This is a genomic window from Yokenella regensburgei ATCC 49455 (assembly GCF_000735455.1).
Taxonomy (GTDB): domain Bacteria; phylum Pseudomonadota; class Gammaproteobacteria; order Enterobacterales; family Enterobacteriaceae; genus Yokenella; species Yokenella regensburgei.
The window spans coordinates 47,658-70,885 of sequence record NZ_JMPS01000008.1 but is presented as its reverse complement, the minus strand read 5'-3'; the positions used below and the strand labels follow the sequence as shown (position 1 = coordinate 70,885).

Sequence of the window (23,228 nt, the reverse complement as noted above, 5' to 3'; positions counted from 1 at the left end):
CTTTAGCTCTCCTTCTGGGGCGCATTGTCCGTCAACCAGTTTGCCAACTGGCAGTACTGGGCGACAGAAATGTTCTCGGCGCGCAGTGCCGGATCGATACCCAGCTCGTTGAGCACCTCGACGCTGAACACGTTACCCAGGCTGTTGCGAATAGTTTTACGACGCTGGTTAAATGCCTCAGTGGTAATGCGGCTGAGCGCACGAATATTCTTCACCGGGTTCGGCGGTACCGCGTGCGGCACCAGGCGGACAACGGCAGAATCCACTTTTGGCGGCGGCGTAAATGCGCCTGGCGGTACTTCCAGTACCGGGATAATCTGGCAATAATACTGCGCCATGACGCTTAATCGACCATACGCTTTACTATTCGGTCCTGCAACCAGACGATTCACCACCTCTTTTTGCAACATGAAATGCATGTCGGCAATGGCGTTGGTATAGGTGAACAGGTGGAACATCAACGGGGTAGAGATGTTGTAAGGCAGGTTGCCGAAGACGCGCAGCGGCTGGCCCAACTCTTCGGACAGTTTGCCGAAGTCCATGGTCATGGCGTCCTGCTGATAAATTGTCAGCTTCGGGCCAAGGAACGGATGGGTTTGTAAGCGTGCCGCCAGGTCGCGGTCCAGCTCGATAACGGTGAGTTTATCGAGGCGTTCACCAACGGGCTCCGTCAGTGCTGCCAGACCTGGGCCGATTTCGACCATAGCCTGACCTTTTTGTGGATTGATGGCCGAGACGATACTTTCGATCACAAACTGATCGTTGAGGAAGTTCTGCCCGAAACGTTTACGGGCTAAGTGGCCCTGATGGACTCGATTATTCATTTAGATTTAACAATCATTTTGATGGCGAGATTAAGCGCCGTAATAAAACTGCCGACCTCTGCGGTTCCGGTGCCTGCGAGATCGAGCGCAGTTCCGTGATCGACAGAGGTTCGAATAAAGGGTAGACCGAGTGTGATATTCACGCCACGGCCAAAGCCCTGGTATTTTAGCACGGGCAGACCCTGATCGTGGTACATTGCGAGCACGGCGTCGGCATGGTCGAGATATTTGGGCTGGAACAGAGTATCCGCCGGCAGCGGTCCGCTCAGATTCATACCTTTTCCACGCATCTCTTCCAGCACCGGGATGATGGTGTCTATCTCTTCCGTTCCCATGTGCCCACCTTCACCGGCATGCGGATTCAGGCCGCAGACCAGCACGTGTGGGTTTTTGATACCGAACTTGTTCTGCAGATCATCGTGCAGGATGGTAATCACTTCGCGCAACAGATCGGGCGTAATCGCATCGCTGATGGCTTTCAGCGGCAAATGCGTTGTAGCCAGCGCCACCCGAAGCTCTTCCGTTGCCAGCATCATCACCACTTTGCTTGCCCGCGAGCGCTCTTCAAAGAATTCGGTATGGCCGGTAAAGGCGATGCCGGCATCGTTGATGATACCTTTGTGCACAGGGCCAGTAATGAGGGCTGCAAATTCGCCGTTAACGGCACCGTCGCAGGCGCGTGCTAAGGTTTCAACCACATAAGGACCGTTCAGCACATTGAGTCTGCCTGGTTCGGCAGGAGCGTGTAAAGCAACGGGCAGCAGCGTCAGAGTACCGGCGCGCTGGGGAACCGGGGGTTGGTCAGGTTGATAGGGCAGGAGCGTTAACGGCAAACCGAGCGTTGCCGCCCGGTCTGTGAGTAAATCGCTGTCGGCACATATCACCAACTCCATCGGCCACTCGCGCTGGGCGAGCTGGACGACGAGGTCTGGACCAATCCCGGCGGGTTCGCCGGGAGTGATAACGACACGATGAGTCATTAGTTGCTCAGAATTTTCACATAAGCGCTGGCGCGCTGTTCTTGCATCCAGGTGGCTGCTTCTTCCGCAAATTTACGGTTCATCAGCATACGGTAAGCCCGGTCTTTCTGGGCGGCGTCGGTTTTATCAACGTTGCGCGTATCCAGCATCTGGATCAGGTGCCAGCCAAAGGAGGAGTGAACCGGAGCACTAACCTGACCTTTGCTGAGTTTCATCAGCGCATCGGCGAATGCCGGGTCGTACATGCTCGGGGAGTTCCAGCCTAAATCGCCACCCTGGTTAGCATTACCTGGATCCTGAGAAAACTCTTTGGCTGCTTTCTCAAAGGTGGTTTTGCCGCTCTTGATGTCTGCCGCGATCTGTTCAAGCTTCGCGCGGGCCTGATCGTCGCTCATGATAGGCGATGGCTTCAGCAGAATATGACGAGCATGAACCTCGGTCACCTTCACGCCCTGTGACTGGCCACGCATATCGTTCACTTTCAGAATATGGAAACCGACACCGGAACGGATAGGGCCAACCACATCGCCTTTCTTCGCGGTGCTTAATGCCTGAGCGAAAATAGAAGGCAGTTCCTGAATTCGTCCCCAGCCCATCTGTCCGCCTTTCAGCGCCTGCTGGTCAGCAGAGTAGGAGATAGCCAGTTTGCCAAAGTCGGCACCTTTGTTCGCCTGGTCAACAATGCTGCGCGCCTGGCTCTCAGCTTCACTCACCTGATCGGACGTTGGGTTTTCCGGCAGTGGGATCAGGATGTGGCTCAGATTCAATTCGGTGCTGGCATCATTCTGGTTGCCAATCTGTTTTGCCAAAGCGTCGACTTCCTGTGGCAGAACGGTAACGCGGCGGCGCACTTCATTGTTACGTACTTCTGAGATGATCATCTCTTTGCGGATCTGGTTACGATAGGTGTTGTAGTTGAGCCCATCGTAGGCCAGACGGCTGCGCATCTGATCCATGCTCATGTTGTTCTGCTTGGCGATATTGGCAATGGCCTGATCGAGCTGCTCGTCAGTGACCTTCACACCCATTTTCTGACCCATCTGCAGAACGATTTGATCCATGATCAGACGCTCAAGGATCTGATGACGCAGCGTGGCGTCATCGGGCAGCTGTTGCCCGGCCTGGCCTGCGTTCAGTTTAACTGACTGCATCAGACCATCGACGTCACTTTGCAGAACAACGCCGTTATTAACGACGGCTGCTACCTTATCGACAACCTGCGGGGCCGCGAAGCTGGTATTCGCAATCATGGCGAGACCGAGAAGCAGCGTTTTCCAGTTCTTCATACTTTTTCCATTTCAATTATCCGCCAGTCCGGCGGGTTCAAGTCTGTTACGTTACAAAGAGCTTTGATACGGCAGAATGTTCGAACGCAGCATCTGCTGGGTGCCGAGTCCGTAGTTGGAACTCAGACCGCGCAGTTCGACGTTGAAACCAATCACGTTGTCGTACTTGCCCTGGTTGTTCTGCGAATCCCAGCCGTTGAGCTTGCGTTCGTAGCCGACGCGCAGCGCATAACAACAGGAGTTGTACTGCAGACCGAGCATCTGGTCGGCAGGTTTGTTCTCGTTGGTGTCGAAGTAGTAGGCACCGACGATGGACCAGCGATCAACGATAGGCCAGCTTGCCGCCATCCCGACCTGCGAAATCCCGTTTTTAAACTGCGGAGATTTCCAGTAATCCTCGGAAGACGTATTGTTCGGCAACGTCGCCTGAATATACTCCGGGCTGGCGTAACGGTAGCTCAACTGGATCATCCGATCCGCGTCGCGGCGGTACTCGATGCTGGAAGTACTGTTAGCGATATTATCCAGGCGGGTGTCGTACTGCACACCGCTGCGCAGACCCCAGCGATCGGAGATGCGCCAGTAGGTGTCGCCTGCCCAGACAACGGAACCGGTCTGGTCGTTATCGTTAAAGGTATTGTTATCTCCGGTGCGCGCTTGGGTGAAGTAGTAGATTTGACCCACAGAAACGTTAAAACGTTCCGTGGCGTTTTCATCATAAATACGCGTGGTGACACCGGTGGTCACCTGGTTTGCGGAAGCGATACGGTCCAGACCGCCGTAGGCGCGATCGCGGAACAGGCCGCTGTAGTCAGACTGCAGCAGCGTTGAGTCGTACATGTTGATGTTGCTCTGGTCCTTGTACGGGACGTAGAGGTACTGTACGCGCGGTTCCAGCGTCTGGGTGTAACCCTCATACCAGTCGACATTGCGTTCGAAGACCATCTTACCGTCGACTTTGAACTGCGGCAGGAAGCGGTTAACGGTATCATCCAGCTGCGCATTTGGGTTGGCGGCGTTATAGCTGTCGAGATTAGTCTGCTGATAATGGGTGGCCATCAGCTTGGCTTCGGTATTGATGCTGCCCCAGCCGTTAGATAACGGCAGGTTGATGGTTGGCTCAATATGCAGTCGCGTCGCTTCCGGCGCGGTGCTGTTGGTACCGACAAACTTCACCGCCTGCGCATAAACGCGGGTATCAAACGGACCGACGTCGTTTTGATAGAAGTTCATGTCCAGCTGCGGTTCGGCGGCATAAGAGTTGTTGCCGTTGGTGTTAAACACCTGGAACTGCTTGGTGGAAAGTGTGGCGTCAAAGTTATCGACGAAATAGCCGACGCTGAATTTCTGCGTGGCGTAGCCATCGGTACTGGAACCGTATTTGGAGCTGAAATCGTTGAAGTAGTTAGGGTCGCTGACTTTTGTGTAGTCGGCGTTGAAACGCCAGACCTGATCGACCACGCCGTTATGGTTCCAGTAGAACAACCAGCGGCGGCTGTTATCTACATTCGGATTTTCGTCTTTATAGACCTGATCGGTAGGCAGATAGTCGAATTCAACGGTACCCATTCCTGCTTTGGTCAGGTAGCGGAATTCGTTCTCCCACATCACGCCGCCACGCTTATGCATGTAGTGCGGGGTAATGGTGGCATCGAAGTTTGGTGCGATGTTCCAGTAGTACGGCAGGTAGAATTCGAAATAGTTAGTGGTGCTGTACTTCGCGTTCGGAATAAGGAAACCGGAGCGGCGCTTATCGCCCACCGGTAACTGCAAATACGGGCTGTAGAACACGGGCACCGGGCCGAGCTTAAAGCGGGCGTTCCAGATTTCTGCCACCTGTTCTTCACGGTCATGAATGACTTCGCTGCCGACAACGCTCCAGGTATTCGAACCCGGCAGACAGGAAGTAAAGGTACCGTTATCCAGAATGGTGTAGCGGTTCTCACCACGCTGTTTCATCAGATCCGCCGTACCGCGGCCCTGACGTCCCACCATCTGGTAATCCCCTTTCCAGACGTTGGTATCTTTGGTATTTAAATTCGACCAGCCTTTCGGACCTTTCAGGATTACCTGCTCGTCATCGTAGTGTACATTGCCGAGCGCATCGACCGTACGTACGGGATCCACCTGTCCTTCAGCCTGTTTCTGATGCAGTTGCACTTCATCGGCCTGCAGTCGGCTGTTCGCCTGATTAATATCCACATTGCCGGTGAAAATAGCGTTATCCGGGTAGTCCCCTTTCGCATGATCGGCATTAATAGTGACTGGCAGGTTATTCGTGTCGCCCTGCACCAGAGGACGGTTATAGCTCGGAACGCCCAGCATACATTGCGATGCAAGATCGGCGGCCAGGCTTTGCTGGCTGTACAGGGCGCTGGCTATCATCGTGGCCAGGAGGGTGGGGATACGTTTTTTCATACGTTGTATTTGTTGTTCCGTCATCTATGGCAAGCATTGCTGGCAAACGGTCAGAGACTAACGTACTCAACATCAACACGCTAGTCTTAATCCTCGTCATTGCCGCTCGAATCATTCGAGTATATTCCCGTTTAGCACCAGTGGTGTTAGGCACGGTGCAGAATGACGAGTATGATAATGCATATTTTAGCCGCTGGCATGACGAATTGGACGATTTGGGGAGTATATGCAGTATTGGGGTAAAGTGATTGGTGTCGCTATTGCGCTGATGATGGGCGGTGGCTTTTGGGGCGTTGTGCTGGGGCTTATCGTTGGTCATTTGTTCGATCAGGCCCGCGCGCGCAGGCTGCATGGCTTTGTGAATCAACAGCAGCGACAGTCGCTGTTTTTCGCGACCACCTTCGAAGTGATGGGGCATTTAACCAAATCAAAAGGCCGCGTCACTGAAGCAGATATCCATATTGCGACTCAGCTGATGGATCGCATGAATCTGCATGGCGATTCCCGCGCCGCCGCGCAAGAGGCGTTTCGTGTAGGCAAATCCGACAACTATCCGCTGCGCGAAAAAATGCGTCAGCTGCGTAGCGTCTGTTTTGGACGCTTTGATTTAATTCGGATGTTTCTGGAAATTCAGATTCAGGCGGCCTTTGCCGACGGTAGTTTGCATCCTAATGAACGTGAAGTGCTGTTTGTTATTGCCGATGAGCTGGGTATTTCGCGCCAGCAGTTTGAAATGTTCCTGCGCATGATGCAGGGTGGCGCACAGTTTGGCGGTGGCTACCAGCAGCAGTCTCAGGGCGGCGGATGGCAACAGGCTCAGCGTGGGCCAACGCTCGAAGATGCCTGTAACGTACTGGGTGTGAAATCGTCAGATGACAGCACCACCATCAAGCGCGCCTATCGTAAGCTGATGGCGGAGCACCATCCGGATAAGCTGGTCGCGAAAGGTTTGCCGCCGGAAATGATGGAGATGGCGAAGCAAAAAGCGCAGGAAATCCAGAAAGCTTACGAGCTGATTAAAGAGCAGAAAGGATTTAAATAATATTTTTAGCTTGTTGCCGGATACGCTTTGCTGATCCGGCATCGTGCGCACGATTTAAAAATCGACCGGTGCTTTAAACGTCATGCTGTTGCCGTAGACCGGATGAGTAATCGTTAGCATTTCAGCATGCAGTAGCAGGCGCGGAGCCATCGCCAGCGCTTCCGGGGAAGCATAAAAGCGATCCCCCAGAATCGGATGGCCTAACGCCAGCATATGAACACGAAGCTGATGAGAACGCCCGGTGATCGGTTTTAACACCACCCGGGCGGTGTTATCTTCCGCAAATTCAACCACTTCATATTCGGTCTGCGCCGCTTTTCCGGTTTCATAGCAAACTTTCTGCTTTGGCCGGTTCGGCCAGTCGCATATCAGCGGCAAATCCACCATTCCTTGTGCTTTTTCCGGATGTCCCCAGATGCGTGCCACGTATTGCTTTTTCGGCTCGCGCTCGCGAAACTGGCGCTTAAGCTCGCGCTCAGCCGCCTTATTCAGGGCCACTACAATCACACCGCTGGTCGCCATATCCAGACGATGCACCGACTCCGCCTGCGGAAAATCACGCTGGATGCGGGTCATGATGCTGTCTTTGTGCTCGGACTGGCGACCAGGCACGGACAACAAGCCGCTCGGCTTGTTGACCACCATAATATGCTCGTCCTGGTAGAGGACAACCAACCACGGATCCTGCGGCGGATGGTAGTTTTCCATTCCCATCAGGGACTCCTGTTACTGGTGAGTGACGACGATAAGACGCAGTGCATCCAGACGCCATCCCGCCTCTGCCAGGCTTTCCATTACCTGCTGACGGTTGCTTTCAATAGCTGCCAGTTCGTCATCACGAATGTTCGGGTTGACGGCTTTCAGCGCTTCCAGGCGTGACAGCTCTGCGCTGAGCTTATCGTCAGCTTCACGACGAGCAGCCTCAATAAGCGCCTGCGCCGCTTTCTCTACCTGAGCTTCACCCAACTGGAGAATGGCGTGAACATCCTGCTGGACCGCGTTCACCAGCTTACTTCCGGTGTGGCGGTTCACGGCACTCAGCTGACGGTTGAAGCTCTCAAACTCTACCTGGCCTGCGAGGTTGTTACCGTTTTTGTCGAGCAGCATACGTACCGGAGTCGCCGGCAGGAAGCGGTTAAGCTGCAGCTGTTTCGGCGCCTGGGCTTCGACGACATAAATCAGTTCCAGCAGCAGGGTGCCTACCGGCAGCGCTTTGTTTTTCAACAGAGAAATTGTACTGCTGCCGGTATCGCCGGAGAGGATCAGGTCGAGTCCGTTACGAATAAGCGGATGTTCCCAGGTAATGAACTGGGCGTCTTCGCGAGAAAGCGCCACATCACGCTCAAAGGTGATGGTACAACCGTCTTCTGGCAGCCCTGGGAAATCCGGAACCAGCATGTGATCGGACGGCGTCAGCACAATCAGGTTTTCCCCGCGATCGTCCTGGTTAATACCAACGATATCGAACAAGTTCATCGCAAACGCGATAAGACTGGTCTCGTCATCCTGCTCTTCGATGGTTTGTGCAAGCGCCTGCGCTTTTTCGCCACCGTTGGAGTGGATTTCCAGCAGACGGTCACGACCCTGCTCAAGCTGAGCTTTCAGCGCATCGTGCTGTTCGCGGCAGGATTTGATGAGCTCATCAAATCCTTCAGTGGTTTCCGGCGCGGCAAGGTAGTTAATCAGTTGGCTATAGACGCTGTCGTAAATGGTGCGCCCGGTCGGGCAGGTGTGCTCAAAGGCATCGAGACCTTCGTGATACCAGCGTACCAGCACCGACTGCGCCGTTTTTTCCAGATACGGTACGTGGATCTGAATGTCGTGCGCCTGACCAATACGGTCCAGTCGCCCGATGCGCTGCTCCAGCAGGTCCGGGTTGAACGGCAGATCGAACATCACCAGATGGTTGGCAAACTGGAAGTTACGGCCTTCAGAACCGATTTCAGAACACAGCAGCACCTGAGCACCGGTATCTTCTTCACCGAACCAGGCAGCAGCGCGGTCACGCTCGATGATAGACATGCCTTCATGGAACACGGCGGCACGAATACCTTCACGTTCGCGCAGAACCTGCTCCAGCTGCAGCGCAGTGGTTGCTTTTGCACAGATAACCAGTACTTTTTGCGAACGGTGGCTGGTCAGATAGCCCATCAGCCATTCCACGCGCGGATCGAAGTTCCACCAGGTACCCGTTTCGCCTTCAAATTCCTGATAAATTTGCTCCGGGTAGAGCATATCGCGAGCACGTTCTTCGGCGCTCTTACGCGCCCCCATAATACCGGAAACCTTAATGGCGGTTTGATACTGAGTCGGCAGAGGCAGTTTGATGGTGTGCAGTTCGCGTTTCGGGAAGCCTTTCACGCCGTTACGGGTGTTACGGAACAGCACACGGCTGGTGCCGTGGCGGTCCATCAGCATGGCAATAAGCTCCTGACGCGCCGCTTCAGCATCGTCGCTATCGCTGTTTGCCGCCTGCAGCAGCGGTTCAATATCCTGCTCGCCAATCAGCTCACCAAGGGTATTGAGCTGTTCGTTCCCCAGACGGGTACCGGCCAGCAGCAGGGCGACAGCGTCGGCAACCGGGCGGTAGTTTTGCTGCTCTTCAACAAACTGCTCGAAATCATGGAAGCGGTTCGGATCCAGCAAACGCAGACGGGCAAAATGGCTCTCCATGCCCAGCTGTTCCGGCGTTGCCGTCAGCAGCAGAACGCCGGGTACGCGCTCGGCGAGCTGTTCGATAGCCATGTATTCGCGGCTAGGGGCGTCCTCGCTCCAGACCAGGTGATGGGCTTCATCGACGACCATCAGATCCCATTCAGCATCGCACAGGTGTGTCAGGCGCTCTTTATTGCGGCGCACGAAATCCAGTGAGCACAGTACCAGTTGTTCGGTTTCGAACGGGTTATAGGCGTCGTGCTGGGCTTCGGCGTAACGTTCATCATCGAACAGCGCAAAGCGCAGGTTGAAGCGGCGCAGCATTTCTACCAGCCACTGGTGCTGCAGCGTTTCCGGAACGATGATCAGTACGCGCTCGGCGGCGCCGGACAATAACTGCTGGTGCAGGATCATCCCGGCTTCGATGGTTTTCCCGAGGCCAACTTCATCCGCCAACAGTACGCGCGGGGCGTGGCGACGGCCTACGTCGTGCGCAATATGCAGCTGGTGCGGAATAAGAGAGGTACGCTGGCCGCGCAGGCCGCTCCACGGCATGCGGTACTGCTCACTCTGGTACTTACGTGCGCGATAGCGCAGTGCAAAGCGGTCCATACGGTCAATCTGCCCGGCGAACAGACGGTCCTGCGGCTTGCTGAACACCAGCTTGCTGTCGAGCAGTACTTCACGCAGGGTGACGTTTTCTTCTTCGGTGTCCAGACGGGTGCCGGTATAGGCAAACAGGCCATTTTCTTCAAGGACTTCATCAACGCGGAGCTGCCAGCCGTCGTGGCTGGTGACGGTGTCGCCCGGATTAAACATCACGCGGGTGATTGGGGAGTCGTTGCGTGCGTACAGACGGTTCTCACCTGTCGCCGGGAAAAGTAGGGTAACCATACGCGCATCAAGCGCTACCACGGTTCCTAATCCCAGTTCGCTCTCTGTATCGCTGATCCAGCGTTGACCAAGTGTAAAAGGCATAGTTGTTCGGCTCTGTCTCTATAAATTGCAGGCAATAATTCATCACCACCAGCGAGTGTGGCGGTGAGTCAAAATTGGGTCCAGGAATGGAAAGGGCGCTATGGTACTGGAAGCCGCGTTATTCGTCACGTATCAAAATAGCCCCATTTGCCCTGTCAGTATTGTAGCAAAATCGTCATCAACGAAGGGGAGAATTCCATCGGCTACCGGAGCCAGTTGTTTTTCCAGATAGTGTTCGTAGTCGAGCGGAGATTGCTGATAGGCCAGAGGCTCGGGGCCGCCGGTGGTCCAGATGTATTTGATACTGCCGCGGCGTTGGTACTGTAGCGGGCGTCCCAGCCGGGCGTTATGCTCGTCGGCAAGTCTCGCGGCGCGCACGTGCGGCGGCACGTTCCGCTGATACTCTTCCAGCGGACGCCGAAGCTGCTTGCGATATACCAGCTGTTCATCCAGCTCGCCGGCCATCAGTTTATCAATAGTTTCCAGAATGTACTCACGGTACGGCTCGTGACGAAAAATACGCAGATACAGTGATTGCTGAAACTGCTGCGCCAGCGGTGTCCAGTCGGTGCGCACCGTCTCCAGACCTTTAAATACCATCCTCTGGCTGATGCCCTCCTGAATCATGCCGGCGTAGCGCTTTTTGCTGCCGGTTTCCATTCCGCGAATGGTTGGCATCAGAAAACGACAGAAATGGGTTTCATACTCGAGCTCCAGCGCGCTGCTGAGGTTTTCCGCTTGCAGGGTTTCCGCCCACCAGGCGTTGACGTGCTGCACCAGTTGCGCGCCAATCTGCGCCGCTTCCTCTTCGCTGTGCGCCCGCTTGAGCCAGACGAAGGTGGAGTCGGTATCGCCATAGATAACGTCATAGCCTTGCGCTTCGATAAGCGCTTTGGTCTGGCGCATGATCGCGTGGCCTCGCATCGTTATCGAGGACGCGAGACGGGGATCGAAAAAGCGGCAGGCGCTGGTACCGAGTACGCCATAAAAGGCGTTCATGATGATCTTCAGCGCCTGCGATAGCGGCTTGTTTTTGTGCGCTTTGGCTTCGTCGCGACCGTGCCAGATCTGGCTTACGATCTCCGGCAGACAGTGGTTCTCGCGTGAGAACCACGCACCGAGAAACCCCGGGGTACTGTGTTCCGCTTCAGGCTGTGCCATTCCCTCCACCAGGCCTACCGGATCGATCAGGAAGGTACGAATGATCGAGGGGTACAGGCTTTTGTAGTCCAGCACCAGTACCGAGTCATACAGACCGGGCTGCGAATCCATCACATAGCCGCCGGGGCTTGCCTGCGGAGGCACTTCTCCGAGGTTGGGAGCAACATAACCCAGCCGGTGCATTCGTGGGAAATAGAGATGGCTGAAAGAGGCCACGGAGCCGCCGTGGCGGTCGGCTGGCAGGCCGTTGACGGTGGCGCGCTCCAGCAGAAACGGCATGATTTCCGTTTTATGGAAAATGCGCGTTACCAGTTCGCAGTCTTTGAGGTTATAGGTGGCAAGTGCGGGCTTATCTTCTGCGAATCGACGGTCAATTTCGTCCATCCGATCCCAGGGATTATCAATAGACTTTCCTTCGCCGAGCAGCTCCTGCGAGACGGCTTCGAGCGAAAAGGAACTGAAGCTCCAGAATGCGGATTTTAGTGCCTCAATGCCGTCGATGATAAGCCGTCCGTCAGCCTGGGCGAAGAACACACCGTTTTTAAAGCCGTGCTCGCGCCACTCGATCTCGCGGTTGCCGCGCCCAAGCATCAGCGGAATACGATAGCGCTCGGCGTGTTTTTGTAACACTCGCAAATCAAACTGCACCAGGTTCCAGCCGATGACTACATCCGGATCGTGCTCGGCAAACCAGGCGTTCAGTTTTTCCAGCAGCTGCGGGCGACTGTTGACGTACTCAAGCTGAAAATCGAGTCCGGTGGCGTCGCCGTTTTCCGGACCAAGCATATAGACAATGCGCTGGCCGCAGCCCTCAAGACCAATACAATACAGCTCACCATGTCGGGTGGTTTCGATATCGAGAGACACCCATTTGAGCGCAGGGCGATAGTGTGGGCTCGCTTTCATGCGTGCGTTAACCAGCGCATTGCCCTGAGAAGTGCCTTCAACCCATACCGGGGCGGTAATAAAACGCTCCATCAGGAAGCGCTCGGGGGGGCGGATATCGGCCTCGTAGACCGTGACGCCGTTTTCCCGCAGCATCTTTTCCAGCCGCATCAGCTGGCGGTGCGATCGGCAGTAAAGCCCCTGGACGGGCTGGCGATGGAAATCCTTTAGGGCAAGCGGCGCCAGTCGCCAGCCGTTTTCACGTTTGAGGAGCGTGGTAACGGTATCGATAAATTGCGCTGGGATAAAGGCGACGGATTCCTGCGGAGGCAGGGTGACGTGCAGCGGACCAGCGTCAGTCGCCAGCCAAAAGGAGACCTCCGTGCCCTGAGGAGTATCCCGCCAGTGACGGGTGAGTAAAAAGCCTTCTTGCGCCTGCACCACGCTGCATTCTCACAAAATAAAACCAGGCGTTAGTATAGCCTGGTTTTAGTTCGTTTACTGAGGTTTTGTACAGTAATTACTGCCCGTAGTACGCTTTCGCCCCGTGTTTACGCAGGTAGTGTTTATCCAGCAGAGTTTGCTGCATATCGGGTAATTTCGGCGCCAGCTGGCGGCAGAAAATGCCCATGTAGGCGATCTCTTCCAGCACGATGGCGTTGTGCACCGCCTCTTCGGCGTTATTGCCCCACGTGAAGGGGCCGTGAGAGTGCACCAGCACGCCGGGCATTTGCTGTGCGTCGAGGTGCTGCTGTCGGAAGGTTTCGACGATTACCCGGCCGGTCTCCCATTCGTATTCGCCGTTAATCTCCTGCTCACTCATTTTTCGCGTGCAGGGGATCGCACCATAAAAATAGTCGGCATGCGTGGTACCGGTTGCCGGGATCGCCTGCCCCGCCTGCGCCCAGATGGTAGCGTGCCGGGAATGGGTATGCACGATCCCGCCAATCGATGGAAACGCCTGATACAGTAAACGGTGGGTCGGCGTGTCTGACGACGGCTTTTTATTCCCTTCAATCACCTCACCGGTTTCAAGGCTGACCACCACCATATCGGCAGGTGTCATCACGCTGTAGTCGACACCGGACGGTTTTATCACCAGCACGCCATGCTCGCGATCGACCGCGCTGACGTTGCCCCAGGTCAGAGTGACCAGATGGTGCCGCGGCAGGGCCAGATTGGCGTCCAGTACCTGCTGTTTGAGTGTATTGAGCATAGTGCTCTCCCTTATGCCGGATGCGCGTTGCTTATCCGGCCTACGCCACAATGTAGGCCCGGTAAGCGAAGCGCACCGGGCAAGACGGTTAACGCTGACGGCCGTAATACACTTCGTTCCAGCGCAGCGCGTCTTTGAACGCTGGCAGGCGGGTGTCGTTATCAATGACCGTCAGCTCGATGCCGTGCAGCTCGGAGAACTGGCGCATGTCGTCAAGCGTCAACGCATGGCTGAACACGGTATGGTGTGCGCCACCGGCGATGATCCACGCTTCTGAGGCGGTCTGCAGATCCGGTTGTGCTTTCCACAGCGCGTTGGCCACCGGCAGTTTCGGCAGAGCATGCGGCGTGTTCACGGCTTCAATGGTGTTCACCAGCAGGCGGAAACGATCGCCGAGATCGATAAGGCTCGCGACAATCGCCGGGCCGGTACGGGTGTTGAAAATAAGGCGGGCAGGGTCGGCTTTGCCGCCAATGCCGAGCGGCTGAACATCGAGAATTGGTTTTTCATCGGTTGCGATGCCTGGACAGACCTCCAGCATGTGTGAACCCAGCACCAGATCGTTGCCATTGTCGAAGTGATAGGTGTAATCCTCCATAAAAGAGGTTCCGCCGCTAAGACCGGTACCCATGACCTTCATGATGCGCAGCAGCGCGGCGGTTTTCCAGTCGCCTTCACCGGCGAAACCGTAGCCCTGTTGCATCAGGCGCTGAACCGCAAGACCCGGCAACTGCTTCAGACCATGTAAGTCTTCGAAGGTGGTGGTGAAAGCATGAAACCCGCCCTGCTCAAGAAACTGCTTCATGCCAAGCTCAATGCGGGCGGCATCAAGGACGTTCTGGCGTTTGTCGCCGTTCACCTGTGCGACAGGGGTCAGCCGATAGCAGCTTTCATATTCATCAACCAGCGCACTGATATCTCCTTCGCTGACCGCGTTCACTACCTGCACTAAATCGCCGACCGCCCAGGTATTCACGCTAAAACCAAACTTGATCTGCGCAGCCACTTTATCGCCGTCGGTCACCGCCACTTCACGCATGTTGTCGCCGAAGCGCACCACTTTCAGCTGGCGGGTATCCTGCTTTGAGACGGCCTGGCGCATCCATGATCCGATACGCTGGTGCGCGTGCTTATCCTGCCAGTGCCCGGTAACCACGCTGTGGTTCTGGCGCATGCGCGCGCCGATAAAGCCAAACTCGCGGCCACCGTGTGCGGTCTGGTTCAGGTTCATGAAGTCCATATCAATGCTGTCCCACGGCAGCGCGGCATTGAACTGAGTATGGAACTGGAGTAGCGGTTTATTCAGTATGGTCAGGCCGTTAATCCACATTTTGGCCGGAGAGAAGGTGTGCAACCACACCACCAGCCCGGCGCATTTGTCGTCGTAGTTGGCATCGCGGCAGATACGAGTGATTTCATCCGGAGTGGTGCCGAGTGGTTTCAGCACCAGACGGCAAGGGAGCCCGGCTTCGGCATTCAGTGCATTGACCACGTGTTCGGCGTGCTGAGTCACCTGACGTAGCGTTTCGCTGCCATACAGATGCTGGCTGCCGATGACAAACCACACTTCATACTGATTAAAAATCTTCATTCTGGTGTCCTTAATGAGTCAGAGCTGGCTGAGAAACTGTGGGTTTCGCGAGATAGTGCTGTTCCGCACTGGTGGCCCACTGGCGATAGCGTTGATACAGTTGCTCGAAGCGTTGAGCCTGCTGCGCTCGCGGATGCAGCGTCACTTCGACATTGCTCGCCATCCGCTGCTGTGCAGCAGGAATATCGGTGAATTCGCCCGCAGCGGTGGCGGCGAAGATAGCGGCGCCCAGCGCGCAGCACTGGTCAGAGGCGATTATCTGCAGCGGGCGATTTAAAACGTCGCAGCACACCTGCATCACCACCGGGTTTTTGCGCGCGATGCCGCCGAGGGCCATGACGTTGTTGACCGGGATCCCCTGGGTGGTGAAACACTCCATAATGGCACGAGCACCAAAGGCGGTGGCGGCAATCAGCCCACCGAACAGCGCCGGGGCGTCCGTCGCCAGATTCAGATCGGTAATGACGCCTTTCAGACGCTGGTTGGCGTCCGGCGTTCGGCGGCCATTAAACCAGTCGAGGATCACCGGCAGATGCTCCAGCGACGGGTTTTTCGCCCAGGCGTCGGTGAGGTTTGAAAGCAGCTGTTTCTGGGCCGTCTGGAGCTGGTCTTTGAGTTCCGGGTGCTGTTGTGCCAGTTGTTCAAGCGGCCAACCGAGAATACGGCCAAACCAGGCGTAGATATCACCGAAGGCAGATTGCCCGGCTTCCATTCCAATGAAATCCGGGACGACGCTGCCGTCGACCTGGCCGCAAATCCCTTTCACCGCGCGATCGCCCACGCTCTGTTGGTCGGCAATCAGAATATCGCAGGTAGAAGTGCCAATGACTTTCACCAGAGTATTCGGCTGTGCGCCCGCGCCAACGGCACCCATGTGGCAGTCAAATGCGCCGCCGGAAATCACTACGCTCTGTGCAAGCCCCAGGCGACTGGCCCACTCGGCGCACAGCGTCCCTACCGGAAGGTCGGCGGTAAAAGTATCGGTAAAAAGCGGGTATTCAAGGTGCTGATTCAGAATCGGATCCAGCGCGTCGAAGAAGCTGGCAGGCGGCAGTCCTCCCCAGCTTTCGTGCCACAGCGACTTATGCCCCGCGCTGCAGCGACCCCGGCGAAGTGATGCCGGGGCGGTCGTGCCGGAAAGCAGAGCCGGAACCCAGTCGCACAGCTCCACCCACGAGGCGGCGGCCTGCGCCACACGTCGGTCTTCACGAGTAACATGAAGGATCTTGGCCCAGAACCATTCGCTGGAGTAGACTCCGCCGATATAGCGCGAGTAATCGATATTGCCCGGCTGATGGCACAGGTGGGTGATGGCTTCGGCTTCTTCCACCGCGGTGTGATCTTTCCACAACACGAACATGGCATTGGGGTTATCAGCGAATTCCGGGCGCAGAGCCAAAACGTTGCCCTGCGCGTCAATCGGGGCGGGCGTTGAACCGGTGCTGTCTACACCAATCCCTACCACCTGCGCACACCGCGCTTCGCCAAGCTCCGCCAGCACGCTTTTTAACGCGCTTTCCATCGCTTCGATGTAATCAAGCGGGTGGTGGCGAAACTGGTTGTGCGGCGCGTCGCAAAAGCGTCCTTCCAGCCAGCGCGGATACCATTCGACGCTGGTGGCGATTTCGCGGCCATCGGCGCAATCCACCGCCAGTGCGCGGACAGAATCGCTGCCAAAATCGAGGCCAATTGCTATTGCCATCGTGTTACTCCATGCAAGAAAGGTCATGGGGAAACAGTAGATATCGCTGTTAAAAAGGGTCAGGCTGGAACCGCTAATCTTATGGACTAAATGGCTATGGCGTAGCAAAGTGTGATGTCGTGCAAAGAATCAATGTGGACATTTCAGCCGTCTTTATAGACACTTTCGTTACCCGTCAGATACCGTTATTCGCAGTCGCTTTCCTGAGCTAAGCGGGCTGTAGCGATAATGTTCTGGGCTTTCGGGCGTGAAGAACAGTACCAGGGACAGAAATATCAATATGGACAATTGGTTTCCTTGATTAACTCCGGGAGTACTGAAGAAAATGGCTGAAACGCAGAACGATCCTCTGTTACCTGGCTATTCGTTTAATGCCCATCTGGTGGCGGGATTAACGCCTATTGAGGCCGAAGGGTATCTCGATTTTTTTATCGACCGTCCGGCAGGTATGAAGGGCTATATCCTTAACCTGACGGTTCGCGGAGAAGGGATCATTAACAACCATGGCCGGCAGTTTGTTTGCCGTCCGGGTGATATCGTTCTGTTTCCTCCCGGTGAAATTCACCACTATGGCCGCCATCCGGATGCAGAAGAGTGGTATCACCAGTGGGTTTACTTCCGCCCACGCGCCTACTGGCACGAATGGCTGAGCTGGCCGACCCTCTTCGGTCAGACCGGTTTTTACCGCCCGGATGATGCGCATCTGGCCTGCTTTGCCGGGTTATTCGGGCAAATCATCGAAGCCGGGCAGGGTGCCGGACGTTACTCTGAACTGCTGGCGATAAACCTGCTGGAGCAGTTACTGCTACGCCGAATGGAAGCCATCAACGAGTCGCTGCATCCGCCGATGGACAATCGGGTACGCGATGCCTGCCAGTACATCAGCGATCACCTGGCCGACCCGCATTTTGAGATAGCAAGGGTGGCGCAACACGTGTGCCTTTCACCGTCGCGGCTGTCGCATCTTTTCCGGCAGCAGCTGGGCGTCAGCGTGCTTAGCTGGCGTGAAGACCAGCGTATCAGCCAGGCCAAACTGCTGCTCAGTACGACGCGAATGCCGGTTTCAAGCGTGGGACGTAACGTGGGGTTCGAAGATCAGCTCTATTTTTCACGGGTCTTTAAGAAATGCACCGGGGCGAGCCCCAGTGAGTTCAGGGCTGGCTGCGAATAGCCTTCAGTTGCCGTTGTAGTATTCCGCGGGCATGCTGCAGGGCAGCATCTTCCGGGTGGATCTGCAGGATGAAGGTGATTTTGCCGTGCAGCGACTGTAGCCACTGTTGCTCATCAAAGCCCTCGGGAACGGCTGAAGCTCCATATTTTCCATAATAATAGAGCGCCTGTCGTAGCGCCCTGCGCATCTCGCGCGGGGCACGGGGCGTGGATTCGTTAACAATAATGCCGGTGACTATTTGCTGCTGACCGCGCCTCATCACCCGGGTTTTACCCTCGTTGAGCACCATACCCATTTCGCCAAGAAAACCGGCCACTTTATTTTGCACCCGTCGGGCGTCGAAATCACCGGAAAAGGTCATATCGTCGCCGTAGCGGGTGTAGGCGATCTCCTGCTGCTGGCACCAGTCACCGATGTAATCATCAAAAGGGCGCATCACCAGGTTTGCCAGCATCGGTGACGTTGGGGCACCCTGCGGCAGACGGTCCCGGTAGCAGCAGAGGTGACTTAAAAGCGTTGTCGCGGCATAGGGCAGGCAGGTTTTAGCGAAGGCTAACTGCTGAACCTGCGGAAAGATAATGCCAGGGAAGAAGTTCTCAATATCGAGCTTCAGCACCTGTTTTTTCCCAAGATGCGGCAGAACATTGTGCCGCAACGAGTACTCGGGGCGCCAGGCCGTGGCGAAGGGTGAGAGCGGCAGTAGTGACAACACGTGGCGCAGAATATGCCGTTGAACCTGCCTGAGAAGAGGGTCGGGGACCTGAATGTTGCGCATGCCGCCGCTGCGCTTGGGTAATGAAAGCGTGCGGTAATGACGCTCGCTGTGATTGCTGAGCGCGTACAGGCAGCGGAGCTGTTTGTGCGGGCTCCAGTACGGGTGACCGGTAAGTTCAAGCGAAACCAGGCTAAGCTGTGCGGCATTCATACGAACGATGCTCCTTATCGAGGTGCCAGCAGCAGCGCACCACAAAATGATTCCGTAAGGTGTGAAGGTGTACCTTCGCGAAGCGCGCACACGTAGTGTGCTGTCGTACTCCGGAACACCTTAGGGTCAATGTCGCAGAAATAAATACAGAACGGCGACTCGCCGCTCCGCCAGTGATTTCACTGGGAAAGCTGCGTCTGCTGCTGGCTTTTCGAGTATATCCTTAAGCGTCGCCTTACCGCAAAAAACCTGCGTTATGTGGTATTGTTTTGTTACAGGAAAGTAACGACTTTGCTTGACTCCTCGCCGGGACCCTTTGAGAATCCCTGACTCTTTTTCCTGACCGGACGCGCTATGCAGGCAATGCTGGAACACTTCATTACGCAGTCGGCGATGTATTCGCTGATTGCTGTCGCACTGGTGGCGTTTCTTGAGTCACTGGCGCTGGTTGGGCTTATTCTGCCGGGAACGGTGATGATGGCCGGGCTTGGTGCGCTCATTGGCGGTGGCGAGATAAGTTTCTGGCAGGCGTGGCTGGCGGGCATCATCGGCTGTCTGCTGGGCGACTGGATCTCCTTCTGGCTTGGCTGGCGCTTCAAAAAGCCGCTGCACCGCTGGTCGTTCATGAAGAAAAACAAATCGCTACTGGATAAGACCGAACACGCTTTGCATCAGCACAGCATGTTTACTATCCTGGTAGGACGCTTTGTCGGGCCGACCCGTCCGCTGGTGCCGATGGTGGCAGGAATGCTGGATCTGTCGGTTGCCAAATTTGCGCTGCCGAATATCATCGGCTGCCTGCTGTGGCCGCCGGTCTATTTCCTGCCGGGGATCCTCGCAGGGGCGGCAATCGATATTCCTGCCGACATGCAAAGCAGTGGGTTTAAATGGTTATTGCTGCTGGCTGCGCTGCTGTTATGGGTTGCCGCCTATCTGTGCTGGCGTCTGTGGCGCAGTGGCAAGGCGAGCCGCGATCGGCTGACGCGATATTTGCCGCGTAGTCGCCTGCTGTGGCTGGCACCGTTACTGCTTGGCGTTGCAGTGGTGGCGCTGGTGGCCGTGTTCCGCCACCCGCTGATGCCGGTATACCTCGATATTCTGGCGAAAGTGGTCAGCCGCTAACGGCGTGTAATCCCGAGCAGCGGTGAGGCACTGGCTTCGCCGCTGAGTAACTCCCCGGTTAACCCATCCCAGGCGATTCGGCCTTCCGCTACCACCAGCGCGCGCTCGGCGATACGGGCGGCATCTTCCACACTATGAGACACCATCAGCAATGTTAAGTGCTGGCGGCGACAGACATCGTTTACCAGCAGCAGCATCTCCTGACGCAGTGCCGGATCCAGCGCTGAAAATGGCTCATCCAGCAGCAATATCGGCTGTTCTCGTACCAGGCAGCGCGCCAGCGCCGCACGTTGACGTTGCCCACCGGAAAGCTCACCGGGCAAACGGCTGAGCATCGAGGAGATCCCCATCTGTTCAGCAATCACTTCCAGCTTATGCTGCTGCGCCTCGCTGAGGCGCAGGCCCGGATCCAGACCCAGCCCTATGTTCTGGCGCACCGTCAGATGGCTGAAGAGATTATTCTCCTGAAACAGCATGGAGACCGGGCGATGCGACGGCGGGGTATGGGTATGGGGCTGATTTTCTATCAGGATAGTGCCGCTTGCCGGGGTGAGAAAGCCGGCGATTAGATTTAATAGTGTGCTTTTTCCCGCCCCGCTGGGGCCGAGTACGGCTATCTGCTCTCCCTGGCGTACAGAGAGGGTAAAGCGCATCGGCAGATGCTGATACAGCCAGGTGACATCATTGAGTTTTAGCATCGCGTCCCGGAAGTTTTTCAATCGCGGTGAAAAGAATAAAGCACAGCAGCAACAGCAGGAGTGCGGTGACAGCGCCATCGTTGCCGCGATATGAGCCAATCTGCTGGAACAGATAAAACGGTAGCGTACGGAAGTTGTCGTTGCCAAACAGCGCCACCACGCCAAAATCTCCAATCGACAATACGCAGGCAAACGCCAGCGCCTGCGCTATGGGGCGACGCAGCGCCCGCAGTTCCACAATGCGTAAGCGATTGAAGCCCTGCATCCCCAGCGACTGGCACAGGGTGCCGTAACGGGTACTGACATCGCGCATCGGCGTTTCCAGCACCTTCAGAGCATAAGGGATTGCCATCAATGCGTTGGTGAAGATGACGATACCATCCGCTGATTCCGGCAATCCCACGGAGTTGTTCAGTAGCAGGAAAAAGCCGGTAGCCAGCACGATGCCAGGCATCGCCAGAATCAGCATACCGCTGAGCTCCATCGCCTGGCCGGCCAGTGGACGACGGCGGGCGCGTAGCTCCCGGCTGCTCCACAGCAGCATCATGGTCAGGACAACGCTCAGTATGCCTGCCGCCAGCGCAATGCGCAGAGAGGTCCACAGTGCCTGCCATAGCACCGGCTGCATCAACACCTGTGGGAGCTGGCGGTTGAGGCCATCGACAATCACCGCCAGCAGCGGGGGGAGTAACAGTAGCAGCGAAAGGCCAATGAGCAATGTGTCAGCAATCCGGCTCCATACCCGGTCGTCGGGATCGCGCCAGCCGTTCATCCGGGTTGTGCCAGGCGCAATGGCTTTGCTCAGACGCTGGCTGGTCAACACCAGTCCCAGGCAGCAGACCATCTGGATAACCGCCAGCATCGCCGCCCGCGCCGGGTCATAATCAAAGTTCAGCGCCTGATAGATCGCAAGCTCAATGGTGGTGGCCTGCGGCCCGCCGCCGAGGGATAGCACGGTAGCGAAGCTTGCGAAGCAGAGCATAAAAATCAGTGCGGATACCGGCAGGATCTGACGGCGCAGCCACGGCCACTCCACCAGACGGAAGAAGTCGAGCCCACGCATGCCAAGCTGGGCGGCAAGCTGGCGCTGTTCGCCGGGGATTTGCTCCTGCGCCTGCAATAGCAGGCGCGTTGCCATCGGCATGTTAAAGAAGACGTGTGCCAGCAGAATGCCCTGCAGGCCGTAGGGTGAGAACGTCCACTCCCAGCCCAGCGCCTGAAACAGGGTGGACAGCCAGCCCTGGCGACCATACACGCTAAGAATGCCAAATACCGCCACCAGCACCGGCAGAATTAAGGTCATGGCACACAGGCGTAGCAGAGCGTTGCGGCCGGGGAAACGGCGTCGGTAGAGCGCGCGGGCGAGAAAGATAGCCGGTACCACGGAGAGCAGCGCGGAGAGAAACGCCTGCCAGAACGAGAAGCGCACCACGTGCCACAGGTAACTGTCCTGCAGCAAATCACCCCACGATCCGGCGGGGGCGTTAAACCACAGGGCAAAAAAGGCCGCCAGTGCGACGGCGACCATTAACGTGGACGCCGTCAGACCGGGAATGAGCCAGCCAGGGATTACTGGCTGACGGCGCGTTGCCATGCCCGTGTCCAGTTCTGGCGCTCAGATGCCACCTGCTGCGGGGTGAACTCCAGCGTGGTTGACGGTTTGGCCAATTTTTCAAATCCGGCAGGAAGTGCAGCGTCGGTCACCGGATACATCCAGTTGCCGGTTGGGATCGCCTGCTGGAAGCCCGGAGAAACCATAAATTTCAGGAATTTTTCTGCTAACTGCGGCTGCTTGCTGGCGGCAGTACGGGCGGCAACTTCCACCTGCAGGTAGTGGCCTTCGCTGAAGTCGGCGGCGGCGTACTGATCTTTCTTCTCTTCAATAATGTGGTAGGCCGGAGAGGTGGTATAGCTCAGCACCAGGTCACTTTCCCCTTTGAGGAACAGGCCGTAGGCTTCGCTCCAGCCTTTGGTCACTGTGACAGTTTTTTTCGCCAGCTTCTGCCAGGCGTCAGGGGCTTTGTCACCATAGACTTTTTGCATCCACAGCAGCAGGCCGAGACCCGGCGTACTGGTGCGCGGATCCTCGTAAATCACGCGCCATTTCTGGTCGCTTTCTACCAGTTCTTTCAGGCTCTTCGGCGGGTTCTTCAGCTTGTTTTTGTCATACACGAAGGCGAAGTAGCCGTAGTCGTATGGCACAAAGGTGTCGTTTTTCCAGCCGCCCGGTACTTTTACGCTCTCAGTCGGAACGCCGCTTTTGGCGAACAAACCGGTCTGGGTCGCAGCCTCGAGCAGGTTGTTATCAAGGCCCAGCACCACGTCGGCTTTGCTGTTCTTACCTTCCATCCGCAGACGGTTAAGCAGAGAAACGCCGTCTTCCAGCGCCACAAACTTAAGTTCGCAGTCGCAGTCGGCTTCAAAGGCTTTTTTCACCACCGGCCCCGGACCCCAGTCGGCGGAGAAAGAGTCGTAGGTGTAAACGGTCAGAACGGGTTTAGCGAACGCAGGAAGCGCGGCCAATGTCAGTAACGGCAGGAGTTTTTTTAACACTTTGCACCTCAAGTTAACCAG

At 56.3% G+C, this 23,228-nt stretch carries 17 protein-coding genes; 3 read left to right on the top strand and 14 right to left on the bottom strand.

Going from position 1 to position 23,228, the window contains the following annotated elements; genetic code table 11:
* Window positions 1-2: 2 nt before the first annotated feature.
* Genes rsmA through lptD form a run of 4 tightly spaced genes read right to left on the bottom strand, consistent with a single transcriptional unit; the run spans window position 3 to window position 5,508 of the window.
* Entirely contained in the window at window positions 3-824 is an 822-nt protein-coding gene (gene rsmA / locus GYRE_RS00765) for a 16S rRNA (adenine(1518)-N(6)/adenine(1519)-N(6))-dimethyltransferase RsmA (RefSeq protein WP_006817102.1), read from the bottom strand.
* On the bottom strand, window positions 821-1,804 hold the full coding sequence (gene pdxA / locus GYRE_RS00760; RefSeq protein WP_038252181.1) for a 4-hydroxythreonine-4-phosphate dehydrogenase PdxA: 984 nt from the start codon (window positions 1,802-1,804) through the stop codon (window positions 821-823). Before pdxA ends, rsmA begins: the two co-directional genes overlap by 4 nt.
* Window positions 1,804-3,090 carry a peptidylprolyl isomerase SurA gene (surA, locus tag GYRE_RS00755; protein WP_006817104.1) on the bottom strand — a complete coding sequence of 429 codons (1,287 nt, stop codon included), beginning with the start codon at window positions 3,088-3,090 and terminating at the stop codon, window positions 1,804-1,806. Before surA ends, pdxA begins: the two co-directional genes overlap by 1 nt.
* Before the next feature lie 51 nt (window positions 3,091-3,141).
* On the bottom strand, window positions 3,142-5,508 hold the full coding sequence (gene lptD, locus GYRE_RS00750) for an LPS assembly protein LptD (RefSeq protein WP_038252179.1): 2,367 nt from the start codon (window positions 5,506-5,508) through the stop codon (window positions 3,142-3,144).
* Between the two features lie 226 nt (window positions 5,509-5,734).
* On the opposite strand from lptD, the gene djlA reads away from it, so the two are divergent.
* Window positions 5,735-6,550 (top strand): co-chaperone DjlA, encoded by an 816-nt coding sequence (gene djlA, locus GYRE_RS00745; RefSeq protein ID WP_006817106.1) that lies wholly within the window; start codon window positions 5,735-5,737, stop codon window positions 6,548-6,550.
* A gap of 54 nt (window positions 6,551-6,604) precedes the next feature.
* On the opposite strand, the gene rluA is transcribed toward djlA, so the two are convergent.
* The 6 genes from rluA to araB all read right to left on the bottom strand — a co-directional run bounded on the left by rluA (window position 6,605) and on the right by araB (window position 16,738).
* Window positions 6,605-7,264 carry a bifunctional tRNA pseudouridine(32) synthase/23S rRNA pseudouridine(746) synthase RluA gene (rluA, locus tag GYRE_RS00740; protein ID WP_038252176.1) on the bottom strand — a complete coding sequence of 220 codons (660 nt, stop codon included), beginning with the start codon at window positions 7,262-7,264 and terminating at the stop codon, window positions 6,605-6,607.
* Between the two features lie 12 nt (window positions 7,265-7,276).
* Window positions 7,277-10,183, bottom strand: a complete 2,907-nt coding sequence (rapA, locus tag GYRE_RS00735) for an RNA polymerase-associated protein RapA (RefSeq protein ID WP_038252174.1) — start codon at window positions 10,181-10,183, stop codon at window positions 7,277-7,279.
* A 132-nt stretch (window positions 10,184-10,315) separates the two neighbouring features.
* A complete protein-coding gene (gene polB / locus GYRE_RS00730) occupies window positions 10,316-12,673 on the bottom strand; it encodes a DNA polymerase II (protein ID WP_038252172.1) in 2,358 nt (785 codons plus the stop codon).
* A gap of 76 nt (window positions 12,674-12,749) precedes the next feature.
* Window positions 12,750-13,445 (bottom strand): L-ribulose-5-phosphate 4-epimerase, encoded by a 696-nt coding sequence (gene araD, locus GYRE_RS00725; protein WP_038252170.1) that lies wholly within the window; start codon window positions 13,443-13,445, stop codon window positions 12,750-12,752.
* A gap of 88 nt (window positions 13,446-13,533) precedes the next feature.
* Window positions 13,534-15,036 carry an L-arabinose isomerase gene (gene araA / locus GYRE_RS00720; RefSeq protein WP_038252168.1) on the bottom strand — a complete coding sequence of 501 codons (1,503 nt, stop codon included), beginning with the start codon at window positions 15,034-15,036 and terminating at the stop codon, window positions 13,534-13,536.
* A gap of 10 nt (window positions 15,037-15,046) precedes the next feature.
* Window positions 15,047-16,738 carry a ribulokinase gene (gene araB, locus GYRE_RS00715; RefSeq protein WP_038252165.1) on the bottom strand — a complete coding sequence of 564 codons (1,692 nt, stop codon included), beginning with the start codon at window positions 16,736-16,738 and terminating at the stop codon, window positions 15,047-15,049.
* Between the two features lie 325 nt (window positions 16,739-17,063).
* Between araB and araC the strand changes: the two genes are divergently transcribed.
* Window positions 17,064-17,909: an arabinose operon transcriptional regulator AraC gene (araC, locus tag GYRE_RS00710; protein ID WP_006817113.1), complete on the top strand. Its 846-nt coding sequence runs from the start codon at window positions 17,064-17,066 to the stop codon at window positions 17,907-17,909.
* Here araC and GYRE_RS00705 read toward each other — a convergent pair.
* On the bottom strand, window positions 17,890-18,834 hold the full coding sequence (locus tag GYRE_RS00705; RefSeq protein WP_038252162.1) for a reverse transcriptase family protein: 945 nt from the start codon (window positions 18,832-18,834) through the stop codon (window positions 17,890-17,892). The genes araC and GYRE_RS00705 overlap by 20 nt on opposite strands.
* Window positions 18,835-19,188: 354 nt before the next feature.
* On the opposite strand from GYRE_RS00705, the gene GYRE_RS00700 reads away from it, so the two are divergent.
* Window positions 19,189-19,956, top strand: coding sequence for a DedA family protein (locus tag GYRE_RS00700; RefSeq protein WP_006817117.1), 768 nt, complete (start codon window positions 19,189-19,191; stop codon window positions 19,954-19,956).
* Here the strand turns inward: GYRE_RS00700 and thiQ are convergent.
* The 3 genes from thiQ to thiB are packed head-to-tail and all read right to left on the bottom strand — an operon-like array spanning window position 19,953 to window position 23,207.
* On the bottom strand, window positions 19,953-20,654 hold the full coding sequence (thiQ, locus tag GYRE_RS00695; protein WP_006817118.1) for a thiamine ABC transporter ATP-binding protein ThiQ: 702 nt from the start codon (window positions 20,652-20,654) through the stop codon (window positions 19,953-19,955). The two genes, GYRE_RS00700 and thiQ, sit on opposite strands and share 4 nt — an antisense overlap.
* Window positions 20,638-22,248 carry a thiamine/thiamine pyrophosphate ABC transporter permease ThiP gene (gene thiP, locus GYRE_RS00690; protein WP_038252161.1) on the bottom strand — a complete coding sequence of 537 codons (1,611 nt, stop codon included), beginning with the start codon at window positions 22,246-22,248 and terminating at the stop codon, window positions 20,638-20,640. The genes thiQ and thiP overlap by 17 nt, the downstream gene beginning before the upstream one ends.
* A complete protein-coding gene (gene thiB / locus GYRE_RS00685; RefSeq protein WP_038252159.1) occupies window positions 22,224-23,207 on the bottom strand; it encodes a thiamine ABC transporter substrate binding subunit in 984 nt (327 codons plus the stop codon). Before thiB ends, thiP begins: the two co-directional genes overlap by 25 nt.
* Window positions 23,208-23,228 lie beyond the last annotated feature (21 nt).

Coding starts and splice junctions, on each gene's coding strand:
- lptD (WP_038252179.1), bottom strand. CDS start 5,508: ATGAAAAAACGTATCCCCACCCTCCTGGCCACGATGATAGCCAGCGCC.
- araB (WP_038252165.1), bottom strand. CDS start 16,738: ATGGCAATAGCAATTGGCCTCGATTTTGGCAGCGATTCTGTCCGCGCA.
- djlA (WP_006817106.1), top strand. CDS start 5,735: ATGCAGTATTGGGGTAAAGTGATTGGTGTCGCTATTGCGCTGATGATG.
- araD (WP_038252170.1), bottom strand. CDS start 13,445: ATGCTCAATACACTCAAACAGCAGGTACTGGACGCCAATCTGGCCCTG.
- rsmA (WP_006817102.1), bottom strand. CDS start 824: ATGAATAATCGAGTCCATCAGGGCCACTTAGCCCGTAAACGTTTCGGG.
- araA (WP_038252168.1), bottom strand. CDS start 15,036: ATGAAGATTTTTAATCAGTATGAAGTGTGGTTTGTCATCGGCAGCCAG.
- GYRE_RS00700 (WP_006817117.1), top strand. CDS start 19,189: ATGCAGGCAATGCTGGAACACTTCATTACGCAGTCGGCGATGTATTCG.
- araC (WP_006817113.1), top strand. CDS start 17,064: ATGGCTGAAACGCAGAACGATCCTCTGTTACCTGGCTATTCGTTTAAT.
- surA (WP_006817104.1), bottom strand. CDS start 3,090: ATGAAGAACTGGAAAACGCTGCTTCTCGGTCTCGCCATGATTGCGAAT.
- rapA (WP_038252174.1), bottom strand. CDS start 10,183: ATGCCTTTTACACTTGGTCAACGCTGGATCAGCGATACAGAGAGCGAA.
- rluA (WP_038252176.1), bottom strand. CDS start 7,264: ATGGGAATGGAAAACTACCATCCGCCGCAGGATCCGTGGTTGGTTGTC.
- GYRE_RS00705 (WP_038252162.1), bottom strand. CDS start 18,834: ATGAATGCCGCACAGCTTAGCCTGGTTTCGCTTGAACTTACCGGTCAC.
- thiQ (WP_006817118.1), bottom strand. CDS start 20,654: ATGCTAAAACTCAATGATGTCACCTGGCTGTATCAGCATCTGCCGATG.
- thiP (WP_038252161.1), bottom strand. CDS start 22,248: ATGGCAACGCGCCGTCAGCCAGTAATCCCTGGCTGGCTCATTCCCGGT.
- pdxA (WP_038252181.1), bottom strand. CDS start 1,804: ATGACTCATCGTGTCGTTATCACTCCCGGCGAACCCGCCGGGATTGGT.